35 protein-coding genes are annotated in these 26,279 nt (G+C 61.5%); 28 read left to right on the top strand and 7 right to left on the bottom strand.

All coding sequences use genetic code 11. From position 1 onward, the window contains the following. Positions 1 to 209 precede the first annotated feature (209 nt). The 28 genes from M5C71_RS32845 to M5C71_RS32715 all read left to right on the top strand — a co-directional run bounded on the left by M5C71_RS32845 (position 210) and on the right by M5C71_RS32715 (position 23,273). Complete coding sequence (locus M5C71_RS32845; RefSeq protein WP_248769659.1) at positions 210 to 449, top strand: hypothetical protein; 240 nt, start codon at positions 210 to 212, stop codon at positions 447 to 449. Continuing rightward, a complete protein-coding gene (locus M5C71_RS32840; protein ID WP_248769658.1) occupies positions 446 to 994 on the top strand; it encodes a lysozyme in 549 nt (182 codons plus the stop codon). The genes M5C71_RS32845 and M5C71_RS32840 overlap by 4 nt, the downstream gene beginning before the upstream one ends. Further along, positions 991 to 1,509 carry a hypothetical protein gene (locus M5C71_RS32835; protein ID WP_248769657.1) on the top strand — a complete coding sequence of 173 codons (519 nt, stop codon included), beginning with the start codon at positions 991 to 993 and terminating at the stop codon, positions 1,507 to 1,509. Before M5C71_RS32840 ends, M5C71_RS32835 begins: the two co-directional genes overlap by 4 nt. After that, positions 1,502 to 2,176 (top strand): Gp49 family protein, encoded by a 675-nt coding sequence (locus tag M5C71_RS32830; RefSeq protein ID WP_248769656.1) that lies wholly within the window; start codon positions 1,502 to 1,504, stop codon positions 2,174 to 2,176. The genes M5C71_RS32835 and M5C71_RS32830 overlap by 8 nt, the downstream gene beginning before the upstream one ends. A 445-nt stretch (positions 2,177 to 2,621) precedes the next feature. Beyond that, the gene (locus M5C71_RS32825; RefSeq protein ID WP_248769655.1) at positions 2,622 to 3,194 is read left to right on the top strand and encodes a terminase small subunit; all 573 of its coding nucleotides are present in this window, start codon (positions 2,622 to 2,624) and stop codon (positions 3,192 to 3,194) included. A gap of 25 nt (positions 3,195 to 3,219) precedes the next feature. After that, entirely contained in the window at positions 3,220 to 5,142 is a 1,923-nt protein-coding gene (locus M5C71_RS32820; protein ID WP_248769654.1) for a terminase gpA endonuclease subunit, read from the top strand. Between the two features lie 9 nt (positions 5,143 to 5,151). Next, a complete protein-coding gene (locus M5C71_RS32815) occupies positions 5,152 to 5,667 on the top strand; it encodes a hypothetical protein (RefSeq protein ID WP_248769653.1) in 516 nt (171 codons plus the stop codon). A 1-nt stretch (position 5,668) separates the two neighbouring features. Continuing rightward, positions 5,669 to 7,195 carry a phage portal protein gene (locus M5C71_RS32810; RefSeq protein ID WP_248769652.1) on the top strand — a complete coding sequence of 509 codons (1,527 nt, stop codon included), beginning with the start codon at positions 5,669 to 5,671 and terminating at the stop codon, positions 7,193 to 7,195. Further along, positions 7,167 to 9,035: a phage major capsid protein gene (locus tag M5C71_RS32805; protein ID WP_248769651.1), complete on the top strand. Its 1,869-nt coding sequence runs from the start codon at positions 7,167 to 7,169 to the stop codon at positions 9,033 to 9,035. The genes M5C71_RS32810 and M5C71_RS32805 overlap by 29 nt, the downstream gene beginning before the upstream one ends. A gap of 54 nt (positions 9,036 to 9,089) precedes the next feature. Beyond that, a complete protein-coding gene (locus M5C71_RS32800) occupies positions 9,090 to 9,542 on the top strand; it encodes a hypothetical protein (RefSeq protein ID WP_248769650.1) in 453 nt (150 codons plus the stop codon). Continuing rightward, a complete protein-coding gene (locus tag M5C71_RS32795) occupies positions 9,539 to 9,931 on the top strand; it encodes a hypothetical protein (RefSeq protein ID WP_248769649.1) in 393 nt (130 codons plus the stop codon). Before M5C71_RS32800 ends, M5C71_RS32795 begins: the two co-directional genes overlap by 4 nt. After that, positions 9,906 to 10,436, top strand: coding sequence for a phage tail protein (locus tag M5C71_RS32790; RefSeq protein WP_248769648.1), 531 nt, complete (start codon positions 9,906 to 9,908; stop codon positions 10,434 to 10,436). Before M5C71_RS32795 ends, M5C71_RS32790 begins: the two co-directional genes overlap by 26 nt. After that, positions 10,429 to 10,953, top strand: a complete 525-nt coding sequence (locus tag M5C71_RS32785; RefSeq protein ID WP_248769647.1) for a hypothetical protein — start codon at positions 10,429 to 10,431, stop codon at positions 10,951 to 10,953. Before M5C71_RS32790 ends, M5C71_RS32785 begins: the two co-directional genes overlap by 8 nt. 3 nt (positions 10,954 to 10,956) lie before the next feature. Continuing rightward, a complete protein-coding gene (locus M5C71_RS32780) occupies positions 10,957 to 11,568 on the top strand; it encodes a phage baseplate assembly protein V (RefSeq protein WP_248769646.1) in 612 nt (203 codons plus the stop codon). Positions 11,569 to 11,577: 9 nt separating this feature from the next. Continuing rightward, positions 11,578 to 11,910 carry a phage baseplate protein gene (locus M5C71_RS32775; RefSeq protein WP_248769645.1) on the top strand — a complete coding sequence of 111 codons (333 nt, stop codon included), beginning with the start codon at positions 11,578 to 11,580 and terminating at the stop codon, positions 11,908 to 11,910. Next, complete coding sequence (locus M5C71_RS32770) at positions 11,907 to 12,902, top strand: baseplate J/gp47 family protein (RefSeq protein ID WP_248769644.1); 996 nt, start codon at positions 11,907 to 11,909, stop codon at positions 12,900 to 12,902. The genes M5C71_RS32775 and M5C71_RS32770 overlap by 4 nt, the downstream gene beginning before the upstream one ends. Continuing rightward, the gene (locus tag M5C71_RS32765; protein ID WP_248769643.1) at positions 12,899 to 13,540 is read left to right on the top strand and encodes a phage tail protein I; all 642 of its coding nucleotides are present in this window, start codon (positions 12,899 to 12,901) and stop codon (positions 13,538 to 13,540) included. The genes M5C71_RS32770 and M5C71_RS32765 overlap by 4 nt, the downstream gene beginning before the upstream one ends. After that, on the top strand, positions 13,541 to 15,808 hold the full coding sequence (locus M5C71_RS32760) for a phage tail protein (RefSeq protein WP_248769642.1): 2,268 nt from the start codon (positions 13,541 to 13,543) through the stop codon (positions 15,806 to 15,808). A gap of 3 nt (positions 15,809 to 15,811) precedes the next feature. Continuing rightward, positions 15,812 to 16,171, top strand: coding sequence for a phage tail assembly chaperone (locus M5C71_RS32755; RefSeq protein ID WP_248769641.1), 360 nt, complete (start codon positions 15,812 to 15,814; stop codon positions 16,169 to 16,171). 104 nt (positions 16,172 to 16,275) lie between these two features. Further along, positions 16,276 to 16,518 (top strand): hypothetical protein, encoded by a 243-nt coding sequence (locus M5C71_RS32750; RefSeq protein ID WP_248769640.1) that lies wholly within the window; start codon positions 16,276 to 16,278, stop codon positions 16,516 to 16,518. A gap of 5 nt (positions 16,519 to 16,523) precedes the next feature. Next, positions 16,524 to 17,693, top strand: a complete 1,170-nt coding sequence (locus M5C71_RS32745) for a phage tail protein (RefSeq protein ID WP_248769639.1) — start codon at positions 16,524 to 16,526, stop codon at positions 17,691 to 17,693. Continuing rightward, positions 17,693 to 18,199, top strand: a complete 507-nt coding sequence (locus M5C71_RS32740; RefSeq protein WP_248769638.1) for a phage major tail tube protein — start codon at positions 17,693 to 17,695, stop codon at positions 18,197 to 18,199. Before M5C71_RS32745 ends, M5C71_RS32740 begins: the two co-directional genes overlap by 1 nt. 72 nt (positions 18,200 to 18,271) lie before the next feature. After that, entirely contained in the window at positions 18,272 to 18,874 is a 603-nt protein-coding gene (locus tag M5C71_RS32735; protein WP_248769637.1) for a phage tail assembly protein, read from the top strand. Further along, entirely contained in the window at positions 18,871 to 18,996 is a 126-nt protein-coding gene (locus tag M5C71_RS33710) for a hypothetical protein (protein ID WP_349294025.1), read from the top strand. Before M5C71_RS32735 ends, M5C71_RS33710 begins: the two co-directional genes overlap by 4 nt. Before the next feature lie 4 nt (positions 18,997 to 19,000). Next, positions 19,001 to 21,658, top strand: a complete 2,658-nt coding sequence (locus tag M5C71_RS32730) for a phage tail tape measure protein (protein WP_248769636.1) — start codon at positions 19,001 to 19,003, stop codon at positions 21,656 to 21,658. Then, complete coding sequence (locus M5C71_RS32725; RefSeq protein ID WP_248769635.1) at positions 21,659 to 22,042, top strand: phage tail protein; 384 nt, start codon at positions 21,659 to 21,661, stop codon at positions 22,040 to 22,042. Then, positions 22,035 to 22,247 carry a tail protein X gene (locus tag M5C71_RS32720; RefSeq protein ID WP_248769634.1) on the top strand — a complete coding sequence of 71 codons (213 nt, stop codon included), beginning with the start codon at positions 22,035 to 22,037 and terminating at the stop codon, positions 22,245 to 22,247. Before M5C71_RS32725 ends, M5C71_RS32720 begins: the two co-directional genes overlap by 8 nt. 12 nt (positions 22,248 to 22,259) lie before the next feature. Further along, positions 22,260 to 23,273: a phage late control D family protein gene (locus tag M5C71_RS32715; RefSeq protein WP_248769633.1), complete on the top strand. Its 1,014-nt coding sequence runs from the start codon at positions 22,260 to 22,262 to the stop codon at positions 23,271 to 23,273. 52 nt (positions 23,274 to 23,325) lie between these two features. Here M5C71_RS32715 and M5C71_RS32710 read toward each other — a convergent pair whose 3' ends face one another. The 7 genes from M5C71_RS32710 to parA all read right to left on the bottom strand — a co-directional run bounded on the left by M5C71_RS32710 (position 23,326) and on the right by parA (position 25,887). Further along, entirely contained in the window at positions 23,326 to 23,679 is a 354-nt protein-coding gene (locus M5C71_RS32710) for a hypothetical protein (RefSeq protein ID WP_248769632.1), read from the bottom strand. Between the two features lie 89 nt (positions 23,680 to 23,768). Beyond that, positions 23,769 to 24,188 (bottom strand): DUF2528 family protein, encoded by a 420-nt coding sequence (locus M5C71_RS32705; RefSeq protein ID WP_248769631.1) that lies wholly within the window; start codon positions 24,186 to 24,188, stop codon positions 23,769 to 23,771. Continuing rightward, positions 24,185 to 24,322, bottom strand: a complete 138-nt coding sequence (locus M5C71_RS32700) for a hypothetical protein (protein WP_248769630.1) — start codon at positions 24,320 to 24,322, stop codon at positions 24,185 to 24,187. Before M5C71_RS32700 ends, M5C71_RS32705 begins: the two co-directional genes overlap by 4 nt. Then, complete coding sequence (locus M5C71_RS32695; protein ID WP_248769629.1) at positions 24,319 to 24,708, bottom strand: hypothetical protein; 390 nt, start codon at positions 24,706 to 24,708, stop codon at positions 24,319 to 24,321. Before M5C71_RS32695 ends, M5C71_RS32700 begins: the two co-directional genes overlap by 4 nt. Beyond that, positions 24,705 to 24,860 carry a hypothetical protein gene (locus tag M5C71_RS32690; protein WP_248769628.1) on the bottom strand — a complete coding sequence of 52 codons (156 nt, stop codon included), beginning with the start codon at positions 24,858 to 24,860 and terminating at the stop codon, positions 24,705 to 24,707. The genes M5C71_RS32695 and M5C71_RS32690 overlap by 4 nt, the downstream gene beginning before the upstream one ends. An 83-nt stretch (positions 24,861 to 24,943) precedes the next feature. Then, positions 24,944 to 25,243 carry a hypothetical protein gene (locus tag M5C71_RS32685; protein WP_248769627.1) on the bottom strand — a complete coding sequence of 100 codons (300 nt, stop codon included), beginning with the start codon at positions 25,241 to 25,243 and terminating at the stop codon, positions 24,944 to 24,946. Beyond that, the gene (gene parA / locus M5C71_RS32680; protein WP_248769626.1) at positions 25,240 to 25,887 is read right to left on the bottom strand and encodes a ParA family partition ATPase; all 648 of its coding nucleotides are present in this window, start codon (positions 25,885 to 25,887) and stop codon (positions 25,240 to 25,242) included. The genes M5C71_RS32685 and parA overlap by 4 nt, the downstream gene beginning before the upstream one ends. Positions 25,888 to 26,279: the final 392 nt, after the last annotated feature.

Here is a 26,279-nt window from a genome sequence, read left to right as displayed (position 1 = left end):
TTGATATTTTAAGTCAAAAAGCTTGCATAAGTTAGATTAAATGGCTAAATTATCCAAGCTGTCACAAAACCAACAAAGCCCGCCTTGCTGCGGGCTTTTGCGTTTCTGGGTGGCAGGGCGTGTAGCGTCACAGCCGCCGGACATGATCCGGCAACCATTTCCAAGGCCTCGCCATCGTGCGGGGTTTTGTCGTTTCTGGAGGCCCGCAAATGGGCAAGGAAGTCGTTACCACTGCCGCGAATTTCTCGCTCGGAACCGAGGCGGCGAAGGCGGCGCCCCTCGCGGCGGGCTTCATGATTGGCGGCCTCACTGCCTTTGACTTGGCTTATGTGCTCGCGGCGGCCTACTCGGGCCTGTTGATCGTTCATTTCGTGATGAGTAAGTGGGTTCTGCCCCTTGCGCGATTCATCAAGGGAAGGCGTCGGAAAGCGCAGGGGGCCGCCGAATGAACCTCCTGCAGAGAATCGTTGCTGCCGTCACGTTATCGCTGGCGGCAGCGGGCTTCACCGTCAACGAGACCGGCCTGCCTGCGCCGGTCGAACGTGCCGCAATCATCGCGGGCCTGATGGTCCTCACGCCTGAAATGGAGGGCACGGTCTACGAGGCCTATCCCGATATGGGTGGTGTCTGGACGATCTGCACCGGCCACACGAAAGGCGTGCGGCGCGGCGACGTGGCCACCCCTACCGAGTGCGCCGCATACCTGCAGGGCGACATGGGCGGCGCAGTCGACTTTGTCATGCGTACCGTTCCCAGGGCGACGATCTGGCAAAAGATTGCGATGGCCGATTTTGTCTACAACGTCGGGGCCTCGGCCTTTATCAAGTCGACGATGTACCGGCTGGTGATCGCTGGCCAGTGGCCGGCCGCCGCTGAGCAGTTCCGGCGCTGGACGTTCGTCGCGGGCCTTGACTGTCGAATCCCGGCGAACAAGTGCCCGGGCATTCCAAAGCGCCGTGAGGTGCAGCGTTCTCTATTTCTGGTGGGCCTATGAATCGATTGATCGCAGGGCTTATCGCCCTGGCAGCGCTCCTCGGCGTGTTCTATCTCTGCGGTTACGTCAACGGCGTAACCAACGAGCAGGGCAAGGCCAAGGACGCCGAAGTCAAGCAACTGCGCGAGGTCTTCGAGCAGGGCCAGGCGGCCGGCACCGTGCGCGACGTGGTCGTCACCAAGTACGTCGACCGCGATCGGATCATCTACAAGACCGGCAAGACCATCACCAAAGAGGTTCCCGTCTATGTCACTCCGGCTGCTGATGCTGCCTGCACTCTCACTCGCGGTTTTGTCCGGCTGCATGACGCCGCCGTCGCAAATGTACTTCCCGGACCCGCCGAGCCTGCTGATGCAGGACCCGCCGGAGTTGCGCTCTCTGGCGCAACCGAAGTCGTCGCCGACAACTATGCCACCTGCCACGCGACCCGAAATCAGCTCGTAAGCCTGCGAGATTGGGTTCGTGAGACTCACGCCAAAGTGAATAACGGAAAAGGAATCGCGGGCCATGAATGATAACGATCAGAAGTACGAGGCAATTATCGCCGCCCTCGGCCTGCCAGGCCCTCGAGTGACCCCGGCCATGGTCGAGGAGGTCCTCGCCATGGTCGCCTATGACACTCGCGTTATTCCGGGCACCACCACCACTATCGCAGTGGCGATTCTTCCGAGTGGCTTTGTTCTGGCGACCGGCATGTCGGCCTGTGCCGCCCGGGAGAACTTCAATCCGGCGCTCGGAATCGAGATGGCCATCTCGAAGGCCCGCGACGCGGCCCGTGAGGCAATCTGGAAATTTGAGGGCTATCGCCTTTCGCAGGCGCTGTACGAGGTTCGCCAGGGAGTCGCCGGCTCGGCCTTGCGCCAGATTCGCTCGGTGCTGAGCGTGAAAGGCTTGCCCGATCGCTTGGTCGGCGTGGAGCAGATCAAGGCATGCCTGGCCACGACCGAGGGCTATACGCCTCACGAGGTCCGCGTTATCCATGAAAAAGCCGAGCTCGACGACAAAGCCGACTCTCTGATGCGCTTCTTCAATAGCGAGGTTTTCCCAGTGCTGCCTAAGGACGAGCGTGATCGCTTGAGCGCTCAGTGGCGCGCAATGGGTGTTTACTCGAGCATCCTGGCGGAGCGCATCGCAGCGTTCCGCCCGGTGCCAGGCTCACAGGATGCGGGGGCGTCACAGTGAGCCTGGCGTTTAGCTGTCGGCTGCCGGCGGCAGTCGCGGCGGCCTTGGATGGGCTGGAGCCTGAGGAGCGCGACAGCGTCCTCGAGTCCCTTGCCCGCAAGGTCCTCGAGGACGTCGTCGATCGAGCCTACATCGGGCCGGCAGACGGCGGGGCAAGCCCTGTCGGGCTGATGCACCGCCGTGGTGCGGCCGCCCGATATTTTGGGTCCTCCCCCGGCGGGGGGCCTCTCACGGGGCGAAACACCGCCGCGTTCGCTCGTGTCTGATCGGATTTTTCCGGTCCCTTCTTCAATACCCGAAACCCGCCGCCCAGCGACCCACCTGACCGTGAGGCCAGGCGCGGCGCGGTTTTGCGTATTCACGTAAAAGCGCAAAAACGTAAAAACGCAAAGGACCAATTGCGTTTTTACGTTTATGCGTTTAGCCGTCGAGGTCCTTTCTACCAATGGGCAAGATCATCAGCCGAAAGGAGCTGGCTGACCTGATCGGGAAATCCGAGCGGTGGGTTAGCAAACTGATCGAGGACGGGCTCCCTGTCGCCGGAGGTGGCGGCAAGGGCAACCCCCTGCAGATCGATAGTCAGCGGGCCATCGAGTGGCTCATCACGCAGGCGCTGCGGAATGAGATCGGCGACGACGAGGACGAGGATGGCTCGGGTGGCGGGGCCAAATCTGAGGATCGCCTGCTCAAACGGGCGCGCCGCGAAAAACTGCAAATCGAAATCGACCTTGCCCGCTCCCGTCTGGTGCCGGTCGACGGGGTCGTGTTCTTCCTGAATACCATTGCGGCGGTTTATGCGACGCAGCTCGACGCTGTGGCGAGCCGCTTGGCAAGCGACCTGGCGGTAATCGATGACCCTGCCGAAATCCGAGCAAAGCTATTTGACGAAATGCGGCGGATCCGCGCGTCTACTGCCGACCGTCTCGAACAAAGATCACAAGAGCTCGTTGCTCAAGCTGGCAGTCTCGATATCGACACTATCGAAGACGGTGAAAGCACCGCCGAGGCGGACGGCTGACGAGTGGGCTCGAGACAGCCGGGTTATGCCATCGACCGCGCCGATTCCCGGACCGTTCAACCCTGACGCGAACCCGTACATGCGCCCCGTGGCCTGGGCGTTCGCGCAGCCCTGTTTTTCCCGGGTTACGTTTGTGATGGGAACGCAGATGGGCAAGTCGGTCACCATGGAAAACGTCTGTGGCCACCGGCTGGACGAGGACCCGACGCCGATCATGTACGTCGCGCCCACGGCGCCGCTCCTCAAAAACACCGTTGTCCCGAAGTTTATGGACATGATTAACGGCTGTGAGTCGCTGCTCAAGAAGTACCGCGAGGCAGCCTCGTCGACATTCGTCAAGTGGATCGGCGCCGCCAAGCTGCGATTCGCCTGGGCCGGTTCGCCGACCGAGCTGGCCGCCGACTCGGCGGGCTTGATTCTGGTCGATGAGGTCGACCGGATCGTCAACACGAAAGAGGGCGACACGCTCGAGATAATCGAGGCCCGTGGCGATGCCTATGTCGACTCGAAGGTCGGCTATACGGCTACCCCGCTGCGCGGCAAGATCAGCAAGAGCCTCGACGAGCGCACCGGTCTTTGGCATTGGGATATCGCAAAGCCCGAGGCTGTCGGCTCGAAAATCTGGAAACTTTGGCAGAGCGGAACCCGGCACGAGTGGGTGGTCCCGTGCCCGCACTGCGGCGAATATTTCGTGCCCTGGAGCGATCTGCTGTGGTGGCCAGGCAAGGGCACTGCCGAGGAGTGCTCGCCCGACGAGGCTGAGCAGCATGCTCGGCTGACTTGCCCGAACAGCGGCTGCATGATCGAGGATAAGTGGCGGCCCTGGATGAACAAGCGCGGCCAGGCTGTAGCCCCTGGCGAGAGCGTCAAGGCTGTGGACGGCAAGCCAGCGCTAAGCGGCCTCGCCGACACCGAGGGGTTTACGCATTACTCAATCTGGATCTCGGGGCTGTGCAGCTTCGCGGCAAAGAAGTCCTACGGCTTCCTTGCGAAAAAGCTGCTCGGCGCTATGCGCAGTGGCGATGCTGCGACCCTGCAGGGCGTGTACAACACCGGTTTCGGCGAGTGTTACTCCGAAGTTGGCGACGTGCCAACGTGGGAAGCGGTCAAGGGCGAGCGCTACGGCTACCCCGAGGGGCGCGTTTTACTGCCGCCTGAGCGGATTTTCTGCACGGTCGACGTGCAGAAACGTGGCCTGTATTACGTGGTAAGGGCCTGGTATCCGGCGATGGGCTCGGCTCTTTTGGAGCATGACTATCTGGTGGGTGATACCGATCGCGAGGAGGTGTGGGACGCCCTGGGCGATGTGCTCGAGCGTGAGTTCGACGGCTACCCGATCACGTTGATGGGCGTCGACATCGGCTATCGAGATGATGAGGTTTACAACTTCATTCATAGCCACCCGGGCCGAGTTATCGCCATGCGGGGCCGAGAATCGCTGCCCATGCCGTTCAAAAAGGAACTGGTCGAGCAGAACAAGCTCGGCAAGGTCCGCAAGCGTGGCGACAGCCGCTGGGCGTTCGACACAACACTCGCGAAACGATGGGTACATAGCCGCATCGGCGTCCCTGACAACCGCCCCGGGTGGTGGTTGCTGCACCAGCAGGTGAGCAACGACTACTGCAAGCAGATCGTAGGCGAGGAGTGGAGCGAGGAGGAGGGCAAGTTCAACAAGGTCGGGGAGAACCATTACCTCGACTGTGAGGGCATGCAATACATCCTCGCCCTGCGCGAAAAGCTGCACCGCCGCAAGCGCGGTGTACTGACCAAGGCCCAGCTTAAAGCCGCGATCAAGGTCGCCCAGGGCGAGCCGCTGGAGATCGAGCCGGAATCAGCCGCGGTTGGTTCTCCAGCCCCTGCCTCGGCGGTGGCCACGCCGGATCCTGAGCCCGCCAAGCCATCGGCCCCGCCCAAGCGCGGTGGCCGCTTCAAGATCAACCGTAAGTGATAACCCCTCATGGAACCGACAAAACTGCACGCTGGTGACTCTGTCACCTGGGCGCGGGAGGCGCGCGCCTATCCCTCGGCTGATGGCTGGGCGCTTAGCTTTTCGCTGCGGGGGCCTGGCTCCCTGGACGTGGTCAGCACTGACGGCGAGCCGTATCAGTTCCGCATGACCTCGAGTCAGACGCGGACATTGCCGCCAGGCGCTTATCACTGGGCTTGCTATGCCGTTCGTGAAGACGATCGGCAGACCTTGGGGTCAGGTCGTCTGGAGGTCCTCGTCGACCTGCAGCAGGCCGAGACATTCGACGGGCGCAGTCATGCGCGCCGCATGCTTGATCTGATCGAGGCGGCGCTCGAGAAGCGGATCCCCAAGGATCAGCAGAGCTACGAAATCGACGGGATGAAGCTCGACCGGATCCCGGTGGAGCGTCTCGAGGCGCTGCGCACCCGGTATCGCCGGGAGGTTGCCGCCGAAAGCCGGAGAGGGAAATCGCCTTTTGGTCGGTTCACTCGCGTGAGGATGTGACATGGGCTTATTCAGCGACCTACTGAGGGTGCGCTCGCGGCCCGTGCGGGTCCGCGAGGAGCCCACTCTCGCCGTGCCGAAGGCGCCCCGCGAGCAGGGTGGCCAGCGTGCTTTTCAGATGGCCAGGCATACGCGCCTAACCAAGAGCTGGAGCCAGCGCACCGGCTACGGCGACGCCAACCAAGAGATTTACGCCGACCATCAGTCGCTGATGGCCAGGGCGCGCGAGCAGTCGATCAACAACGGCTATGCGAAGCGCTTCTATCGGCTGCTCAAGCAAAACGTCATCGGTTCCTTCGGGATTCAGATGATGTCGAAGGCGAAGACGCCGGACGGTAAGCCGGACCGCGAGCGCCGCCGCCTGATCGAAAACGAGTTTTGGGAATGGTGCGAGAAAGGGAACTGCGACGTCACCGAGTCTTACTCGTTCTGGCAGTTCCAGCGCCTTTGGCTCGAGACCCTCGCCCGTGACGGCGAGGTGATGGTCCGAATGGTGCGCAACTTCCCCAATCGCTGGGGGTTTGCCCTGCAGATCCTCGAGGTTGATCGCCTGGACGTGACGCTCAACACCTGGCTGAGCAACGGCAATCGAATCCGCATGGGGGTCGAACGCAACGCCTGGGAGGCGCCGGTCGCTTACTGGCTGCTCAAATCGCACCCTGGGGACACCTACCAGACCCGCGCAGAAGACAAGTATGAGCGGATCCCTGCGAGCGAGCTGCGGCATAGCTTCGATCCGTGGCGCCCGCATCAATCGCGCGGTTTCACTTGGACGCATGCGGGGGCATTAGACCTTCACCACCTGGGCGAGTACCGGGGTGCCGAGATGGTGGCCGCCGAGATGGGGGCCAAGATCACCGGCGTCTATGAGCAGAACGCCGAATTTGTTGATGATCCGGGCGATGAGGACGACGGCGAAATCGACGAGGTAATCGAGTCCGGCTCGAGCAAGCTGCTCCCCTACGGGGTGACGTGGAAGCCCTACAACAACACGCACCCGTCGAGCAACTTCGCGCCCTTCACCAAGTCGGGGCTACGCGGCGTGTCCGCTGGCTGGGGTCCAAGTTACAACAAGCTCGCCCAGGACCTCGAGGGGGTGAATTTCTCCTCGCTGCGGTCCGGTGAGCTCGATGAGCGGGATTTCTACAAGGATACGCAGCAGTTTGTGATTACCGAGCTGCACAAGTTCGTGGGTAAAGCCTGGCTGGAAATGGCTTTGCTCAAGGGCGCTTTGCGGCTACCGCCCCGCGAGTTCCATCTCTATCGCGAGATCGACTGGGCGCCTCGAGGCTGGGACTGGGTCGACCCGAGCAAGGACTCGAAAGCGGCGACCGAATCCATCGGCAACCGCACGCGGACCCGGGGCTGGTACATCCGCGCCCAGGGCCTCGATCCAGACGAGGTATTCGTCGAAATGGCCGAGGAGGAGGCCCGCCTACGCGAGCTCAACCTCTCGTTTGAAACGCCAGTCACTGGCACCGCAAAAACGGAAATCCCTGATGACGAAAAAGAAGCCGGAGACGACTGATCCGTCGATTTTGCTGCGCGAGCTCGGCGGCAAGCCGCTGCACCGCTCCATGGCGGTCGACCATTCGACGCTGGACGTCGACGCCCGAACTGTCGAGGTCGCGGTCTCGAGCGAGTACCCCGTCCGGCGCTGGTTCGGCATGGAGATCCTCGATCACTCGCCCGAGTCGGTCAGCCTGGCCCGGATGAATGCCGGTGCGCCGTTGCTCGACATGCACGATCGCTGGACGCAAATCGGCGTCGTCGAGGAGGCCTGGCTCGACGATGACAAAAAGCTGCGAGCTCGGGTGCGTTTCTCGAAAAACGCCCATGCCGAGGAGGTCTGGCAGGACGTTGTCGACAAGATCCGACAAAACATCTCTGTCGGCTACGACCCGCAAGAGATGGTCCTCGATCGCACCGAGGGCGACCTCAAGTATTACCGCGTCACCCGCTGGGAACCCTACGAGGTTTCCAGCGTATCCATTCCGGCCGACCCGACTGTCGGGGTAGACCGCGCGCTCCCTGAGCCTGTGCAAGTGAATCAACCCGTTCAAGGAATTGAAATGCCTAAAGAAAACACCAACGGCCTCCCCGACACTGCCGCCGTCGAGGCCAACGAGCGTCAGCGCTCGGCTGATATTTTCGCCTTGTGCCAGCGTCATGGTGCGATGGACATGATCGGCGAGGCGCTCTCTGGCGGCCTGAGCGCCGATCAGGTCCGCGCCAAGATTCTCGACAAGATGAACCCGAACCCAACCTCTCAGGCCCCTGACACCTCGGGCCGTAACGGCGACCTGCCGAGCTTCCGCGAGAAGATCGACGTCACTGCTCGCGGCCTGGGCCTGAGCGACAAGGAGCGCCGTGGTTACTCGCTGCTGCGCGCCCTGAATGCTGCGGCAAACGGCGACTGGAAGGAGGCAGGCCTCGAGAAGGAGGTAAATATCGCGATTGCGGATGCCACCGGCAAAGAGGCCCGAGGCATCTACATCCCCCATGACCTGCTGGCCGAGCGTGTTGGCATGACCACGGGCGCCGGTGCAGGTGGCGAGCTGGTCGCGAATGAACTGCGCGTCGATCAGTTCATCGACATGGTTCGCAACAAGGCGGTGATGGGCCACCTCGGCGCTCGCGTCCTGGGCGGTCTGCAGGGTGATGTTTCGATCCCGAAAAAGGTTGCGGGGGCTAACTTCTACTGGATCCCCGAGAACGGCACGGTTCCCCTGTCCAAAATGGATCTGACGAACCTGCCGCTCAAGCCGAAGACTATCGCCGGTGCGATCGCCGTATCGCGAAAGCTGCGCCTGCAATCCTCGATGAGCGTCGAGGCCCTCATCATCTCCGACCTCATCAACGGCCTGGCCGTTGCCCTCGACCGTGCGATGTTGTTCGGTTCTGGCGAGGACTCTGAGCCGCTGGGCCTGTACAACCAATCCGGCGTTCCGGGCCTGGAGTACGGTGCGGGCGGGATCTTGTTCGACGATTTGGTCGACATGGAAACCAGCATCGCGACCTTCAACGGCGACGTCAGCGCGATGAAGTACCTGACCAGCGTTACCCAGCGCGGGTACGCCAAAAAGCGCAAGGAAGATCCGGACAGCAGCGACAGCACCAAGATCTGGCGCAACAACGAGGTCAATGGCTATGACGCACTTGCCACGAATCAGGTGAAAGGCGACTCGTGGGCCTTTGGCGACTGGTCGCAGGCCATCGTGGCCTTGTGGGGTGCGCTGGATCTCAAGCCGGACCCTTACGCGCAGGCCGACAGCGACGGCCTGGTCGTTCGCGTTTTCCAAGACGCCGACGCCGGTTATCGCAACCTGTCGAGCTTCTGCCTGGCCAAGAAGAAAAAGGCGGCCTAAGGCAGTCCTGGGGGGCTTTGGCCCCCGTTTCCCAGTTCAACCGGAGATCCGGCGATGAATGAAGTAACCCTAGCCCTCGGCTATGTGGTGTACGTCCTGCACAACTTCTGGCGGCAAGGCGTCGACCGACCGATCGAGGTCGGCACGGTGCTCGAGGTGGGCCGTTCCGAGCGCAATAATCTGGTGGCTGGCCAAGTGGCCCGCGACGCAACCGATGCGGAAATCGCGCAATTCCGGGGGCTTCCCCCTCCCGATGATGAGGAGCCTCTCGATGCAGCCGAAGCCCTTGCCGCGCTGGGTGCGGCGCAAGCCCAACTCGCCACGGTGGCAGACGCCGCGAAGGGCCTCGAGACGCAAGTCGCGGATCTGCAGAAAGTCAACGGAGAACTGACCAAGGAGCGCGACGAGCTGCTCATCGAGGTCGGCGATCTCAGGACGGCCAACGCGGCCCAGGCGAAGGCACTCGAGACGGCTAACAAGAAGGCGGCCGCTAAGGGCGCTGCATGATCGGTGATGACGACCTAGCGTCGTTCTTTGACCCTGAAGAGTTCGGCTGTACGGTCAAGCTCGTCGAGGATGGGCGGGATGACCGGGATGTAAATGGCATGTGGGGTGTGCCAATTGGCATCGGCCGCATGCAGCGCGCCAGTGCTCTTCGGTCGGCGGCTCAATTGCGTGCATCGCCAGATGAGCGCCTGCTGCAGTTGCCCAACGCTGACGCCCCTGCAGACAGGACGGCGGTCAAGGTGATCGACGAGGAGGGTAATGCCTACTCGATTACTGAGATCGTTCCCCACGGCCGGCTGCAAAAGCTGCTGACCCTGATACCCCACGGCAGCCGCAAGGCTCGCGCCTCGGACGCTAAACAGAATGGCTGGCTTCCAACTCAATCTTGAGGCTGACAGGGCGGCTGTGCTGCTCAACGGGCGCACAGGGGAGATCATTCGAAAGCTCGATATAGCGGCCGCCCGGGCGCTGCGAAAAACAGCCCAGTGGCTGCGCACGCACAGCACGCGGGAGATCGCGAAAGAGCTGCGGATATCTCAAAGCCCCGTGCGTCACCGATACAACCTGTTTACCCGGGGCCGCGGGAACGAAATCAAGCTGTGGATAGGCCTTGAGCCGCTATTGGTGCATTACCTGGGTACGCCCAGGGAAGTGCCCGGCGGTGTGGCGGTGGGGCATCGCTTTTATGAGGATGCCTTCATCGGTACCGGCCGAAATGGCAAGTCGCTGGTTTTTCGGCGCAAGGGGCGCGCAAGGCTGGGTATCGAGTCGGTCAAAGAAGACTGGGACGGGCCCGCCACAAACGTCCTTGGGCGCTGGGAAAAGCGCGCCATGGAGCGCTTTGCAGATCTGTTTGAGCGAGAGGCTTCGCATGTCCTCAAGGAATTTGAATAACCTTTCCGACCTGTTCTTTGCGATCGGCGACGCGATTCTTGCAGCCGACATTGGTGTGCTTGTCGGCAACTACAACGACTTCGATGGCACTGTCGGCGACTCGACTGTGCTGATCGAGATCGAAAATACCCAGGCCGGGGTCAGGTCGCAGGACGGGCGCAAGTCGCACATTGTCACTGTGACGCTGCACGCGGTAGTCGGGCGCTGGCGGAAGCATGCCAACCTCGAGGCGGCCAACCTGGCCACGCTTCTCGAGCGGCTGGCTACGGATAATCGTTGGGGCCTGCCCAGCGTGCAATGTGGGTTACCTGATCGCCTGTCGAGTGGCCCGACGATGTTCGAGGGTGGCCAGGGCGGTTATGAGGCCTGGGGCGTCAACTTTCAGCAGTTCATAAGCATCGGCGCGGTTCTGCTCGAGGATCCGGTGATGGAGTTCAGGGCGCCGCCGTTGGTGGCCCGTAGCTGGGAAGTGACCGGCTTCGATGATCCTGGCCAGTATCAGCAGCTCGAGGTGTGAGCCATGTTTTCGCAGCTTTTAAATTCGCAGCTCGGGCCGATCATTGATCGGCTGCTCGAGATCGAGGAGCACCTCGAGGACTTGAATCGTCGCGCCGACAGTTTCATCAGGATAGGCACCTGTGAGTCGGTGGACCCTGGAGCTGGCCGGTGCGTGGTTACCCACGGCGATCTGAAAACGCCGCAGATCAAGTATTTCAACCCCAGCGCCGGCGAGCAGAGCGAAACGCGGCATCCCTCGAAGGGTGAGCAGTGCGTGCTGCTCAATTACGGCGGCGGTGACAGCAGCGCCCAGTCGGTGGCCCTGTTCGGGCTTTCAACCGATGCGTTTCCGCTGACATCGGCCACGGCCGAGCTGACACGGCGCCTCTACAAGGACGGCACCGAAAGCAGCTACGACCACGCAGCGCACGTTCTGGCGTGGAAGAGCGGCCCTGTCGCTCTATCGGCCAGCCGTGAGGGCGTCGAGCTCAAGGTCGGTGAGGCGCGCATAGCTCTCAAGCCTGACAGTGTTGAGCTGATGCTCGGCCTCACGGGCTTGCTGATCGATGAGGAGGGCGTCCACTTCTCCGGCCCCCTGATCGACCATCAGGGCAAGATTATGAGCACTGCCTAAGGGCTAAGAATGATCGGAATCGACAGGAACACTGGGGCTACTGTCGATGACTGGCCTCAATTCGTGCAGCGGGCCACGCGCGCGCTGACAACTCCCATAGGAACCCGCCAGAAGCGCCCGCTGTACGGCTCTGAGTTGCTCCTGCTGCTGGGCAAGAACCTCGGCGATGACTTGCTGATTCTGGCTCAGAGCGCGGCGGTGGCAGCCTTTTACAACGAGGCCAACGGCATCGGGGACTTCGTTCCCGATGTGGTGGTGGCTGTCCGCCACGGCGCCGGCCTGAAATTGAAGCTGTCGGGCACCTGGCATAACCGAAAAATGTCCTTTGAGGTGGCCACTTGAGCATGCTCATACCCGGTCAAAATCAGTTGGCCGAGCCTGAGATCGTAAAGGTCGAGGCGTTCGAAGCGCTGCTCGCTGAGTTCAAGGCGTTTGTTGTCGAGTATGTCGCGGCGCGCTCGCCTGAGAGTGCCGCAAAGCTCGAGGTGAGTCTGCAGAATGAGGGTGAGCTGCTGACCGTGGCCCTGGAGGCCTTTACAGTCCGCCTGCAGACGCAGGAGCGCAAATACAACGCTCGTATCAAGCAAATGCTCGCGTGGTGGGCTGAGGGCAAGAACCTCGACGCCAGGCTCGCGGACATGGGGCTCGAGCGGCAGACGATCGCGCCTGGCGATGAACTGGCCTTTCCGCCGGTGCCGCCGGTGATGGAGTCCGACGATGACGCCAGGCTGCGCTACTACCTTGCGCCTCATGCGCCGGCCGCTGGCTCGCGCATGCAGTACCGCCGCGAGGTGCTGACGCTTGGTGAGCGCCCTCGGGTCTCGGTCGAACCGATCGCGGCCGGTGTTGTGAATGTGACGTACACGTTCGACCCTGATGGCTTTGCTGCTCAGGTCAAGGATGGAAATGGCCGCCGCACTGCTCCGGGGCAGGTCACTGTAACTGTGCTGTCTCGCACGGGTAACGGTGCGCCGTCTGACGCTTTGCTCAGCGCTGTCCGGTCGCACTTTGCTCGGCCGGACGTGAAGCCAGAAACCGACCAAGTGATCGTCCAGGGCGCGCAGATCGTCAGCTACAAGATCAGGGTGGTTGTGTACATCAATTCAGGGCCTGACGCGGCGCTTGTGGAATCCGGGGCTGAGGTGCGGCTTCAGAATTATGCGGATGCGTGTCACCGGCTCGAGGGTCGTGTCGATCTGACGTGGATCGATTACGTCCTGCACAACGCCGGGGCTGCAAGGCTTGAGATCCTCGAGCCGCTCGCGCCGATCGTCACGACTGCGTCTCAGGCCCCGTATTGCACGGATGTAGAGGTCGAGGTCCGCACGCTATGAGTGATGACCTTGAGCCTGTACGGCGGACGTTGTTACCGGCCAACCAATCGCCGCTTGAGGCGGCGCTCGATCTCGGTTTTGCCAAGCTTCTGGAGCGGATCGATCCGCCATTTCCTGAGCTGATGGATCCCCTGCAGACGCCGGTCGATTTTTTGCCGTACCTGGCCGCCGATCGCGGCGTCAGCGAGTGGAGTCCGGTGGCTCCTGAGGCTGAAAAGCGGCTGACGGTCGCGCTGGCCTGGCCGACCAAGCGTCATGCGGGCACGCGCCAGGCGCTGGAAAGCGCGGTCAAGGGGCTGCAGTTGGTGCCCGAGGTGACTGCCTGGTACGAGCAAACGCCGCCGGGTACGCCGTACAGCTTCACCGTGCGGGCGTTCTCTCAGTTGCCCTACAGCGAGGAGATCGACGCGCGCCTAGATCGGCGCCTCGCGGATGCTAAGAGCGAGCGCGACATCCTGTCGGTTTCCGTGGGGTTGAGCGCGTTCGGCGCCCACTGCATTGGCGCTGCGACCTTCTTCGGCGAGCTAGCCACCATTTACCCGATCGTTATCGATGGCGTTTCATCGTCCGGTGTGGCCTGCAGGGGCGCCGGTCAATACGTCGTTGAGACGACCACAATTTATCCTCAGGTGCCCTAGATGGCTGATTTTTACACTCTGCTGACCAATGCGGGGATCGCATACGAGAACGCCTGCAAGGCTGCTGGCGTGCCTATCAAGCTGACGCAAATGTCGGTCGGTGATGGTGGCGGCGCGGTCTATAACCCCGGCGCAACGGCTTCTGCTCTCAAGCGTGAGGTGTGGCGAGGCCCGCTAAATGCGTTGTTCCAAGATGATAAAAACCCGAGCTGGTTGCTGGCCGAGGTGACGATCCCGCCGGAGGTTGGTGGCTGGTACGTGCGCGAGGCGGGGCTCTGGACTGAGACCGGAATCCTGTACGCCATCGTCAAATACCCGGAGTCGTTCAAGCCGGTGTTGGCGTCGTCCGGATCGGGTAAAGAGTTTTACATTCGTTCGATTTTCGAGACGAGCAACGCCGCGCAGGTCACGCTGTTGATCGATGACACCGTCGTCAAGGCAACGCGGGCCTGGGTCATGGGTTATCTGGCTGACGAGTTGGCCAAGCTTGATGGCAAGCAATCGGTTCGCGCGGCAGCGACAGGAAACGTCGTGTTGAGCGGCGCTCAGCAGATCGACACCGTACCGGTCACGGCAGGACAGCGGGTTCTGTTGCCGTTCCAGACAGCGGCAAAAGATAACGGGATATGGATCGTCTCGAACGACGCATGGATGCGTGCTGCTGACTCCAATACCAGCGCCAAGGTGACGCCTGGGCTTACTGTGATGGTTGAGGAGGGCGCTGTAAACGGCGACTCGCTCTGGCAGCTGGTCACGAACGGGCCGATTACTCTCGACACCACGGCGTTGACGTTCGAGATGCTTGCCGGTCGCACTGGCATTGACCCGGGCACATACAAGAGCCTGACGGTCGACAAGTACGGTCGCGTTCTGGCCGGCACAAATCCGGAAACGATATCTGGTTTCGGCATCAAAGACGCCTACACGAAGTCGGAAATCGAGTCGATGATCGCGCAGGCCTCGGCGTTGCCGGTAGGTGCGACGGTAGCGTTTCCGTTGGGAAAGGTGGCGCCTGGCTTTCTGGAGCTCGACGGCAGCGTAAAAAGCATTGCGACTTATCCGGATCTGGCGACGTTCCTCGGGACAGCCTTCAACAAGGGCGACGAGGGCGCGGGTAATTTCCGATTGCCTGAGTCTCGTGGCGAGTTTCTGCGTGGCTGGGATCATGGTCGCGGGATTGATGTTGGGCGTGCTGTTGGGAGTTACCAGCTCGATGCGCTCCAGAACATTACCGGCGCCATTGGCGATTTTCCGCGCGGCTCGACAGGCGGCCAAAGCTGGTATGGCACTGGTGCGCTTTCTGTAACGTTGGGTGGTAATGGCCCGGGTTCTGATGGAGCTGGTGTTTCATGGTCGCAGGCTACTTTTGATGCCTCTCGGGTGGCTCGTACATCGACTGAAACGCGCCCCAGAAACTTAGCTGTGATGTGGTGCATCAAGGCCTGGAACGCGCCGATCAATCAGGGAAACATTGATATTGCGGCGCTGGCCGCTCAGGTGATCGCAGCAACCCCGAAAGACTATGTCGCCGGCTTTACCACGGCGATGAACATCGCGGCGCCGACTACGACAATTGACGTTGCGCCAGGAACGGCGCGTGGATCGTCAAACCCTGTCTTTTCGACGGCGACGATCAGCGGGGTTTTGCAGGCGGCGGGTGCTTGGTCACCGGGAACGGGCGGGAACAAGCTTGATGCCGGCGCGCGCGCGGCGCTGAGCTGGTACCACGTTTTTTTGCTTCGCAAAGTGGCCGGAGGGGAGGCGGACCTGTTGTTCTCTCTGAGTCTGGCCGCGCCGACCGTTCCGCCGGGTTATGAGGTGGTAACCCGGCTTAAGGGGCGAGCCATTAAAACCGATGCATCGGGCAGCATCATCCCTTTCATCAACACGGGAAATAGCACTGACTTCAAGACGATGCAGCAGGATATGCTCGTGTCCAGCGTTTTGACGAACAGCTACACGCTGACAGTTAGCGTGCCGCCGGGTGTACGGGCTCGGGCAAGGTTTTATGCGCGCATGCAGGGTGAATCGAGCGTCATTTATGTGCGTTCGCCCGAGGCGGCGGTCGTCACATTGGCAAACACCGTGGTAGCAGGTTTCGTAGGTGGCATCGGCACTAGCAACGATGCGACATCGAATGAGAACGTGTCGGGCTATTGCGAAGCGATGACGAGCCCGGCCGGACAGGTAGTGGTGCAGGTCTATGTATACCCCGGATACACCGGGGGGTTTGCTTCGCTGCACACTCAAGGTTGGACCGAGGAGTAGGCAATGCCATTTGTTCAACGTGATAACTCTGGCCGAATCTGCGGCCTGTTCTCGAATCATCAGCTCGGCTATGCCGAAGAGTATCTGTCTGATGACGACCCTGAGTTGCAGGTCGGAGCGGTAGATCAGAATGCGGCGGCTGAGCGGACCTGGCGAGACAAGGAGATGGCGGCGCTGATCTGGTTGCGTGATCGCCACCGCGATCAACTGGAAATCGGCGGTGAAACGGGGCTGACCGCTGAGCAGTTTGCAGAGTTGCTTGTGTACATGCAGGCGCTGAGAGACTGGCCGCAATCGCCGGGCTTTCCAGATTCTCAGGCACGGCCGCCGGCGCCGCTCTGGCTCGCTGATCAACCCGAATAAGCGCCCCGCACTGACGGGGCGTTTTCTTTTAATCCCGCAACTTCCTCACACTCACAAGCATTTGAAGGCCGCGCTGCGGCTTTTTTTGTGCCCGGAGATTCTGTATGTCCCGTGAAAATTACACCTGTTTGATCCCCTTCCCGAAGGGGCGCGGCCACTGGGCCGCGCCTGGCGAAACCTTAGATTTGCTCGAGGTTGAAGCGCATGCGCTGCGCACTGCTGGACGGATCGAGCTGACCAGCGTTCTCGCTGCCGCTGGCGCTGCTGGGGAGGCGGTAGCGCCTGCCGCTGCCGGTAAGACTGCCAAGACCGACAAGGGCCTCAAGGCCGCAACTCAGGAGGCCTGATAGACATGGCTGAAGTTACGAATTTCGAGCACAACGGCGTCACGATCGAGTCAAACGAGTCGCCTGATGCCATGGGCGGCCTTGGTTCCAACGTGATCGGCCTGGTGGGCACGGCGCCCAATCGCGACATTCTGAGCATTCCGCTCAACTCGCCTTTCCGCATCAGCAATTACACGCAGCAGGCCCTGCTCGATCCGACCGGCCTCGAGGCGGGCACGCTGTTTCAGGCGGTTTTCCAGATCCTCAAGGTGGTCAAGGTGCCGGTGTATGTGGTGGTGGTCGAGGAGGGCGCAACCCCGGCCGACACGATCAACAACGTCATGGGCGGCGTCAACGCGCTGTCAGGTCAGAAGCTGGGCCTGCAGGCTTTGTCTGGCTTGCCCGAGGATCTGACCATCCTGGGCGCCCCTGGCTTCACTGGCACCAAGGCGATGGCCGGTGAATTCGCATCGTTCGGCAAGCGCATCAAAGCTCGCGTGGTGCTGGACGGGAAGGACGCCACGGTAGCCGGTCAGGTTGCGTACAGTCAGGAGCTGGGTGGTGCCGGCCTGGGCTTCGACCGTTGTCTCGTGGTTCACCAGATGGCGGCGGTTTACTCCAAGGCGGCCAAGGCGAATGTCTTCCTGCCCCCTTCGGTGCTGGCCATCGCGGCGCTGGCGGCGGTCAAGCAGTGGGAAAGTCCCGGTAACCAAGTGACCTATGCCGAGGATGTGTCGCGTACTGTCGAGTACAACATCCTCGATACCTCGACCGAGGGTGATCTGCTCAACCGTTACGGCGTTTGCTACTACGCGCGCACGGTCCTGGGCGGTTTCTCGCTCCTGGGCAACCGCTCTATCACCGGCAAATTCATCAGCTACGTGGGCCTCGAGGATGCGATCAGTCGCAAGCTGGTCAAGGCTGCGCAGAAGGCGATGGCCAAGAACCTGACCAAGTCGTTCATGGATCAGGAGGTCAAGCGCATCAGCGACTGGATGCAGACGCTTGTGGCTGACGAAACCATTCCGGGCGGCAAGGTTTACCTGCATCCCGAGCTCAACTCCGTTGAGAAGTATAAAAACGGCACCTGGTTCATCGTGATCGATTACGGCCGCTACGCGCCGAACGAGCACATGGTTTACCAGCTCAATGCAACCGATGAGATCATCGAGCAGTTTCTGGAGGGCGTTCTCTAATGTTCACTAACCGCGTAAGACAGGCTTTTGCGGCCACGCTGCAGGGCCTACCGCTGATGCAGACCATCGAAGATTTCGACCCGCCTGCGATCGAAATGGACATGGAAAAGATGCAGGGCGGCCGCTTCATCGCTGAAGAGATGGCCAAGGGTGCTAAGGAGCTGACTTGCAAGCTGTCGCTGCAGGGCATGGGCGCCCCGATCATGCTCGCCCTGGGCGCGTCGGGTGATAACTACATCCTGCTCAACGTCCGCGAGGCCGGTAAGGATCAGGATGACAATACGTGGTTCACGTACCACACCATCGGCGGCACGTTCAAATCGCTCAAGGAGAAAACCTTGAAGATGGGCGACAAGCCGGTGACCGACCTCGAGATCTCGGTGCGGACTTACAACCGCCTCGAGAACGGTATCCCGGTGATCGACATCGATACCCGTACGCAAAAGTTCATTCTCAACGGCGTCGACATCCTCGGCGATGCCCGTCGCGCGGTGCTGCTGGCGTAAGCAGCCGCGTCGCCTGCCTCTTCGATAGCCGCCCTCCCTGGGCGGTTTTTTATGTCTGCAAGGAAATTATCGATGTCTTGGACTCCTCCGGTTCACACCCTGCTTTGCCCGATCACTGGCGCCGATGGGCAGTTGATCGAGTCGATCGTGTTTCGGCCCTTCACTCACGGCGCGCATGCCGAGGCCCTGGCTCGCGCCGGCGCCGATGAGGATGATCGCTACATTCAGCTCGCGCAGTTGGCCACGGGCTTGCCGGAGGCGGTGCTCGACAGCTTCAAGCGTCCGGACTTCCTGACGGTTACGGGCTGGGTGAATGACTGGATCTGGAGCACGTCCATGGATCTGCTGGACAAGGTCAAGCGCGACGCGGACGGCAAGGAGCTCGAGGAGGTCGGCCAGGACGGTGATGAGGTTCCGCTGCTGATGCCGATCGAGGTGATGGGGGTGAGGCATGAGTCTCTGACCCTGACCATGCCGGCGCTGAAGGCCACCCGCATGATGAAAAAGCAGAAGACGGGGGACGATCGCACGAACTTCATCACTGCGCACTGCACCGGCCTGATGGTCGCCGACCTGGCTCTGCTCTCGGTTCCTGACTGGAATCAACTGCAGAAACGCATTGATACCTTCTTGAATAAGCCCGCCGCTTTTTTTCAGAACGCGACATCGAAGTGATCCTCGATGTCGTGCCGCTCGTTTACCCGGTGAGCGAGGCGGAAATTTTGGATTGGCAAGCCGAGAAGGCCATGCGTCGCTACGAGATCGCGATCGCCCGGCTCGGCGTGAAACAGGAGTAGCGCCATGGCTGAGTCGAAATACTCCATAAAAATGGCCGTAATTGATGCGTACTCGGCGACCTTCGGCGACTTCGGCAAGAAGTCCGCCAGGGTGCAGGAGTCGATCAAGGCCCAGCAGGCGGATCTGCGCAAGCTCAATGCCCAGGCCAAGGATATGGACGGGTTCGTCAAGTTGACGGAGAACGTCAAGAAGACTGAGGCCGCGCTGCAGGCTGCCCGGGCTGAGCAGTCACGACTGAGTCGCGAGCAGGCCCAGGCAAGTAATCGAGCCGCGGAACTGGCCACGGCGTACGGAAAGGCGGTGGTGGCCACCAAGGCCCTGGAGTCCTCGACCGAGGCGTCGACGGTCGATATCGCCTATGCGCGTGCAGAGCAGAAGCGCCTCGGCAAGGAGCTCGATGTAGTCACGGCGGCGGCAAAGAAGCTCGACAGTCAGCAGGACAAGACGACCGCCGGCGTCAAGTCGATGGAGCGAGCGGCGCGTCGTGAGCGCGACGAGCTCAGTCGGCTCGACACTTCGCTCAAGAGCGCGGGAGTGGATACCTCGAAGCTCGCCGGCGAGCAAAGTCGGCTGAAGGCTGCGGCGGAATCGGTCAATGCCGCGCTTGTGTCGCAGCGTGCGAAGCTCGAGGCGGTGGGCAGGGCTCAAGGTAAGATTGATGCCAACCGTGCCAAGCGCGGCGAGCTGCGTGGTCAATTCGCGGAGACGGCGGCCGTTGGGTACTTGGCGAGCCGGCCGATTAATCATGCGATGAACCTCGAGACCGCGATGGCCGACGTGGGCAAGGTGATCGATTTCACCGGCAATCAGCGCGCGGAAATGGCGGCCGCGAACCTGACGCTGGCCAGTGATCGTCTGATCGCGTCGTCGGGGATGACGGCGATCGACCTTGCGAAGATCGAATATGCCGCCGGCCAATCCGGTATCGGCAAGGAGGAGAAAACCAGCGAGGGCAAGCAGGCTCGTGTGATGGAGTTCACCCGCGACGCGGCGATCATGGGCTCGGCATTCGATATCAATTCCAGCACTGCAGGCGAAACCATGGCCGGCTGGCAGGCCTCGATGAGGCTTGATCGGAAAAAGACGCTCGACCTTGCTGACTCGGTTAACTACCTGGGCAACAACTTCAACGCAAAGGCTGCGGACATTGCGGCCGTGGTCAAGCGCTTCGGTGCGGTCGGTTCTGCCTCGGGCCTTACGCCTGAGCAGACGGCGGCGTTGTCGGCTGCATTGCTCAACCCGGGCACGGAGAAGGAAATCGCCGGTACCGGCTTCAAGAACTTCACCAGCGCCCTGGTCGCGGGCAAGTCGGCAACGAAGAAGGAAAAGGAGCAGTGGAAAGAGCTTGGGTTTGATCCCGAGGATCTTGCTTCTGAAATGCAGAAAAACGCGCCGGCGACGATCATGAGCGTGCTCAAGGCGATCAATGACCAGCCGCGCGAGGAGCAGGCGGCGATTGCCACGAACCTGTTCGGCTCCGAGTCGATCGGTGCCATTCAGCCGCTGCTGGAGAACCTCAAGCCGCTCGAGGATGCCTTCGCCATGGTCGGCGATAAGTCCAAGTATGCGACGTCGGTGCTTGAGCCATTGGGGAAAATGGGTTCGATGATGCAGGAGGCGGCGGGGGTGGCCAACACCTCTCGCACGGGGCTGAATGCTTTTACGGCGCGGCTGACCCGCCTCTCGACGGTGGTCGGTAACGCGATGCTGCCTGCGCTCAATGCGGTCTTGGTGCCCCTGGGTGCCATGGTCGACGGCTTGAGTTGGGCTGCAGAGACCTTCCCGGGCATCACTGGGGCGCTGGCAGTTGCTGCAGCCGGCCTAGCCTCGCTGAAAATCGGGGCGCTGGGCCTCAAGTTCGTCGGCCTGTTGTTCGGCCAGGCTTTCAATAAGGCGGGGCTGGCCCGCGCCAAGCTCGATACCACAACTGCCAGGACGACGATGGCGGCCGATGCTGCTGTGCGGCGCTTGAATCGCACCATGGGTGGGCTTGGCGGCGGTCTGGATCTCGACGGGAAAGGTCGCAAGGGTCGCAGGGTGCGCGGCGGGGCGAAGGGCAAGGCGGGCGCCGCGCTGGGGGCGCTGGAGTCTGTTGCGGAGGTGGCGCCAAAGGTTGGCATGTTGTCCAGGGCGGCGGGTGTCGCTAAGGTCGCCGGCCGGGTGGCAACCCCGTTGATCGCTCTTTCTGGTGCGATTGAGGCGGTCAACGGCTTGTCCGAGGGCGATTCGAAAAAGGTCGGGTCTGGTGTGGGCGGGGCCGGTGGTGCTTTGGCGGGCGCCTATGCGGGAGGCGCAACCGGCGCCGCGATCGGAACCATGATTTTCCCCGGGGTTGGCACGGCGGTCGGCGGCGCGATCGGTAGCGCCGTTGGTGGCTTTGCCGGCAGCGAGGCGGGCTCATGGCTGGGCGAGAAGCTGGGCGCCCTGGTCGATCGCCTGAGCTCGCCAGAGAAGGTCAGCAAGGACGTGGCTGCTGCAGCGACTTCGGCGGATAACCGGACGTTTGCACCGGTTATCCAGATCAGCGGCCAGGATCAGGCGAGCGCCAAGGCGCTGGCAGATCTGGTCCTGCAGCAAATACACGCGCAATTCATGCCGATGATGATGGCCAACCCGTTGGCCGTTCGGACGGGCGCGTCTCTGACGGATGGGAGCAAGTAGATGCGCCAGCAAATGGCCTTGGGGAGTTTTATTTTCGGACTGGCCACGGCGTTCCCGTATGAGCGCCTCGAGCGCTCAACCTCGGGGGGCTGGGTCGATCTGGACATCATCGCGAGTAAGCCGAAGTCGCACCAGACCGGCCAGGGCCTCGAGGAGCTGCGCATGAGCGGCAAGGCGATGCGGGCTGTCGGTATGGAGCGCCTCGACCAGTTGCGGGCGCTGGCCAACGGCCGGGCGCCTTATCCCCTGGTCGATGGCATTGGCCGAAATTGGGGGCGCTGGCGGATTGACAGGGTTTCGGAAAGTCAGAGCTCAATCATCGATGACGGTACGGCGATGCTGATCGAGTGGACGCTTGAGCTAAAGGAGTTCGTCAATGCGTAGTGTCCGGAGTATCGCCGGCGATTCGGTCAATCAGTTGCTTTATAGGAGTATTGGGCGGTCTGACGACGCGGCCGAGGAGGCGCTATGGCTGCTGAATCCCGGCCTGGCTGAATACGGGCCGGTACTGCCGGCCGGAGTCAGCGTGGTCCTGCCGGAGCTCGAGGAAAAGATCGCGGCGAAAGCGCCGGTTTCGGCCTGGGATTGAGGGGGAGAGTGCATGTCATTGGGATATACGCCAGCGGTTGAGATTTACGGCGCGAACGCGGCGTTGCTCAACGCGCGGTTGATCGATTGGGAGCGTGTTGATGCCTCTGGCATTCAGTCGGACACGCTCAAGCTGACGATCAATACGGAGGGGCTTTCCGGGACGCCCAGTGCGGGCGCAAAAATTGGCATTCGGGTCGGTTACCTCGAGTCGGGGCTTGTCGATCGCGGCGAGTACATCATCAGTCGTCGCACGCCGAATCTGTTCCCTCCGAGGTTGGTGATCGTGGCCACGGCGGCGCCGTTTAAGGCGCTGGATGAGACGGAATTCAAGGCCCGCAGATCTGCCAGCTACGGGCCGACGACTCTCGGCGCCCTGTTTCGCGAGCTGACCAGTAAGCATGGGTTCTCGCCGCGCGTGGCGCCTGAGCTGGCCATGATCAAGATCGAGCACGTCGACCAGTCCAACGAGACGGACATGGGCTTTCTGACTCGGATCGTCGCGCAGTACGATGCAGTGACAAAACCGGTCAATGAGCTCTATGTGCTTGCGAGGCGCGGCCAGACGAAATCGATCTCGGGCAAGATCCTTGCCCCGGTCACGCTGACGGTGACCAGCAATAATCACCCTGGCGATCAGGCGTTCATGAATGCCACCACTGACGAAGACGAGCGGGTCAAGTTCAAGGGGTGCAAAACCACCTGGTGGGACGGTTCGGCCGGAAAGGAGTGCGTGGTGGAGTCTGGAGTGTCTCCGTTCAAGAGGGTGCGCCAGCGCTATCAGGGTGAGGCCGAGGCCAAGGAGGCCGGCGAGGGGCAATTGCGCAAGATTGAGCGCGAGTCGATTAAGTTGCGGATCGATGCGCCAGGCAATCCTGGGTTCGGCGCCGAGGGGCTTCTCAACCTCGACGCTACCTGGCCCGACTTCGCCCAGGGCGCCTGGTCGATCGATAGGCTGACGGAGTCTGGTAGTCGGCAGCAGAGTTATCGCGCGGTCATTGAGGCGAGTCGCCCAGTCGTAAAATAGAAAAAGCCCCCACTGCCTCGCGGCGGTGGGGGCTTTTTTTCGTTTCGGCGTCCTACTGGAATAGTTCTGCAGGCATTGCCGGCGCCGAGGCGGTGTCGCGCTGCAGGCTGGGCAGTCCGGCCAGGTCCTGGCCCCGGGCAAGGCGGTCGATGACCTTGTGCGCGTTGCCGTTGGCTGCGACCCAGGCGTCGTCGCGCTTGAGCCAGGCGCTGGCGGGTGCGCCGTTTTTGTATCGGCAGGCGCCCCAGCGGTTGCCGTCGATCTTGGTGATCGAGCAATCGACCTGCAGGCCGGCGCGATCGTGCGCGCGCTCGAGGGCGTTGGCGTCCTTGTTGCGTAGGTCGTTGATGCCGAGGGCGACGATGGCGGCGATTGCGGCGCCGATGGCGAGGGGCTTTGCTTTCATGCTGCGCGGATCTCCATTGCGTGAGGCGCGCAGGGTAGCAAAAAGCCCGCCAGGGTGGCGGGCTTGTGGACTTGTCTACAGCGGGTCAGTTAGGCGCTGAGCTCCTTGATTTCGACCTCGTCATAGCTGGGGCTTTGCGCTTCTGCTGCGATGATGCGAATGCCGATCCAGCCATGGGGCGTCCCGTCCTCCCCGCCAAAGCCCTCGTTATCGCGGATCTTGTGTGACCAGTGGGTGGCCGTGTGGCCGCCGTTGAATGACGCGCCGAGGTCGCCGAGCATGTGATAAATGGCGTCAACTCCGAACGATCGAATGGCGGCGCGGACCGCGTTGCCGTCTTCTTCCTCGATCCGGTCGGCGGCGCCCGTCCAGAAGCGGAGAAACATCTCTGCGCGCTCCTGGGTTAGCTTGTCGTGGTCGACCTCGAGCGTGACGCTGATGTCGTCTTTCCACGAATCAGAGATTTTGTAGCGTTTCAGGTTCTGGGTCTGGCTGTTCTCGGCGCTCATTGCTGGCTTCCTTCCTGCTGGGTTTTGTCGGCGATCTGCTTGTACAGCTTGTAGATGAGTATCCCTGCGACGCAAAGGGCGGTGAACAGCATGCCGAGGGCGTTCTCGACGGGGCTTGAGGTTGGTCGGTTCATCGGCGGGTCCTCTGGTTGCGGCCAATGGGTGCCGCCTCTATCTCGCGCTTGAGCCATGAGAGGAGCTCTTCCCTGGTGTGGTCGTTTCCGACCTTTGGCAGGCGATCAGGTAGTGCCTGGACGTAGTCTGCAAGGTTGCGAAACTCGGCGTGGCAGCTCGCGAGCTGGTGATCCTTTAGCGCGCGGTCGACGTCTGCGGCGCGTAGTTGCTCGAGCGTTGGGCGCATGATCTCCGCAGCCCTCGAGGCAATCTCGGCGGCCCGGGGATTGATTGGCTCGGCGCGGCCGAGGTAATGGTCGAGCATGTGGATTTCGGCGAAGCTCTCGCCGAGCCAGGCTGCGAGCTCCTGGGCGGCTTCCTCGATGATTTCTGCTTGTGTGCTCATTTTGCGTGCTCCCCCAAGGCTCTCTTGAGTCCCTCGGCGATGCAGGGGGAGGCGAGTTCTCCGGCGTACTGGTCGACCAACTTCCTGTAGTCGGGGCGGTTGATCTGACTTAGGGGCAAAGCGAGCAGCATGGTATAGTCCTTGGCGGACATAGTGTCACCTCTCTAGGGTTTGGCCGTGTTCAGCCTGGGCGCGGTTGCCGCCGCGCCCGGGCATCTCCCTTCTGCTGCTGCGATTACTCGAGGCAGCCCAGGTTCTTCAGGCGGCGGGTTAGCTCCTGCAGGTCTGGTATCTCCTGCCGCCCTTCGCCCGCCGCGTATTTCTTGAAAAGATCATCGAGCGCTTCCATGAGCAGGGCCTTGTGTGTTGCCCGGTTCGGTGAAAGATTGCCGATTTCGTTGAGGCCTTGCTGGTACATCGCGGGGCCGAGGAAGTAGATGCGCTCGCTCTTTGCCTCGGTTAATTCCTTGGTTGCGCGAGCGTCGCCGAGCCTGGCCGGCGCCGATTGAGTGCTCAGGGTCAGTTTTTTACTCATTGCAGGGTTTCCATGATTTCGGCGGTGATGGCTTCGATTTCGATCCGTGCAGGGTCGCTCGCGGGAAGGTTCATCACGCTGTGCCCCTGGCCCACGGTTTCGATGTAGGCCACACGCTGGTGCGTCTGGTTCTTGAGGATTGGGATTTCGTACTCCTCGAGCGCTTGCCGCGCGGCCCGCTCGATTACGGTGCCGACGATCGCGCGGGAGATGAGTAGGCGTGCCATCGGCTTGCCGTCTGCGATCTCTTGTCGTTGCTTGATAACGCTGATGGTGGGTGCCGCTGCCCATATGTCGTACTGACTCGGCTGGATCGGCACGATTACGAGGTCTGCAGATTTGACGGCGGCGGCCGTCACTTTGTCTGTAATCGGCTGGCCATCAATTAGCACGAAGTCATAGGAGTATGAGATTCCCGGCAGGTCGCGGGCCAGCGTGTCCCGCATCACCACGACAGAGATTGCGCCAGGGGCGTCGGTATCCGGCAGTAGTGCTGCCCACTTAGAGGATGAGGCCTGCGGGTCGTGATCCACGATGAGTACGCGCTTGCCGTACTTGAGGTGAAGGCAACTTGCGATATTGGTCACCGTCGTGGTCTTCCCGGCGCCTCCCTTTTCGTTCATGTGTGCTATGACTTTCGGCATTGCCTGGTGCTCCATGGCGTTGATGTCGGCGCAAGTTTATGCGCAAAGACGCAAAGACGCAAATACGTTTTTGCGTCTTATGGTAATGGTCGAAGCACCGCTGCAAAATAAACAATGCCAGCCGATAGGCTGGCGTCCTTTCCCGCTCCTTTCCTTTGCCTGGCAAACAGGGCGCTGCAGCCCTGTATCTGGCTCGATCGGGAAAGGGTAGTCCTTACGTGTATGGGCTTGTCCTTGGTCCTTCTACTAAGGCTCTGCCGCTTTACTGATTACATCCATCATTGTGATGCGTTAATAGAGCATGGCTAGCAACTACAGGAGGGCATCATGTGTATGCCATGCATCCATACACTATCAACCCTCCCTAACATACCTATCCACCCCTCTCATAG

The sequence above is a fragment of the Pseudomonas sp. MWU12-2345 genome (assembly GCF_023242385.1).
Taxonomy (GTDB): Bacteria; Pseudomonadota; Gammaproteobacteria; order Pseudomonadales; family Pseudomonadaceae; genus Aquipseudomonas; species Aquipseudomonas gingeri_D.
The sequence above is the reverse complement of the archived record's forward strand: the minus strand, read 5'-3'. Positions and strand labels throughout refer to the sequence as shown.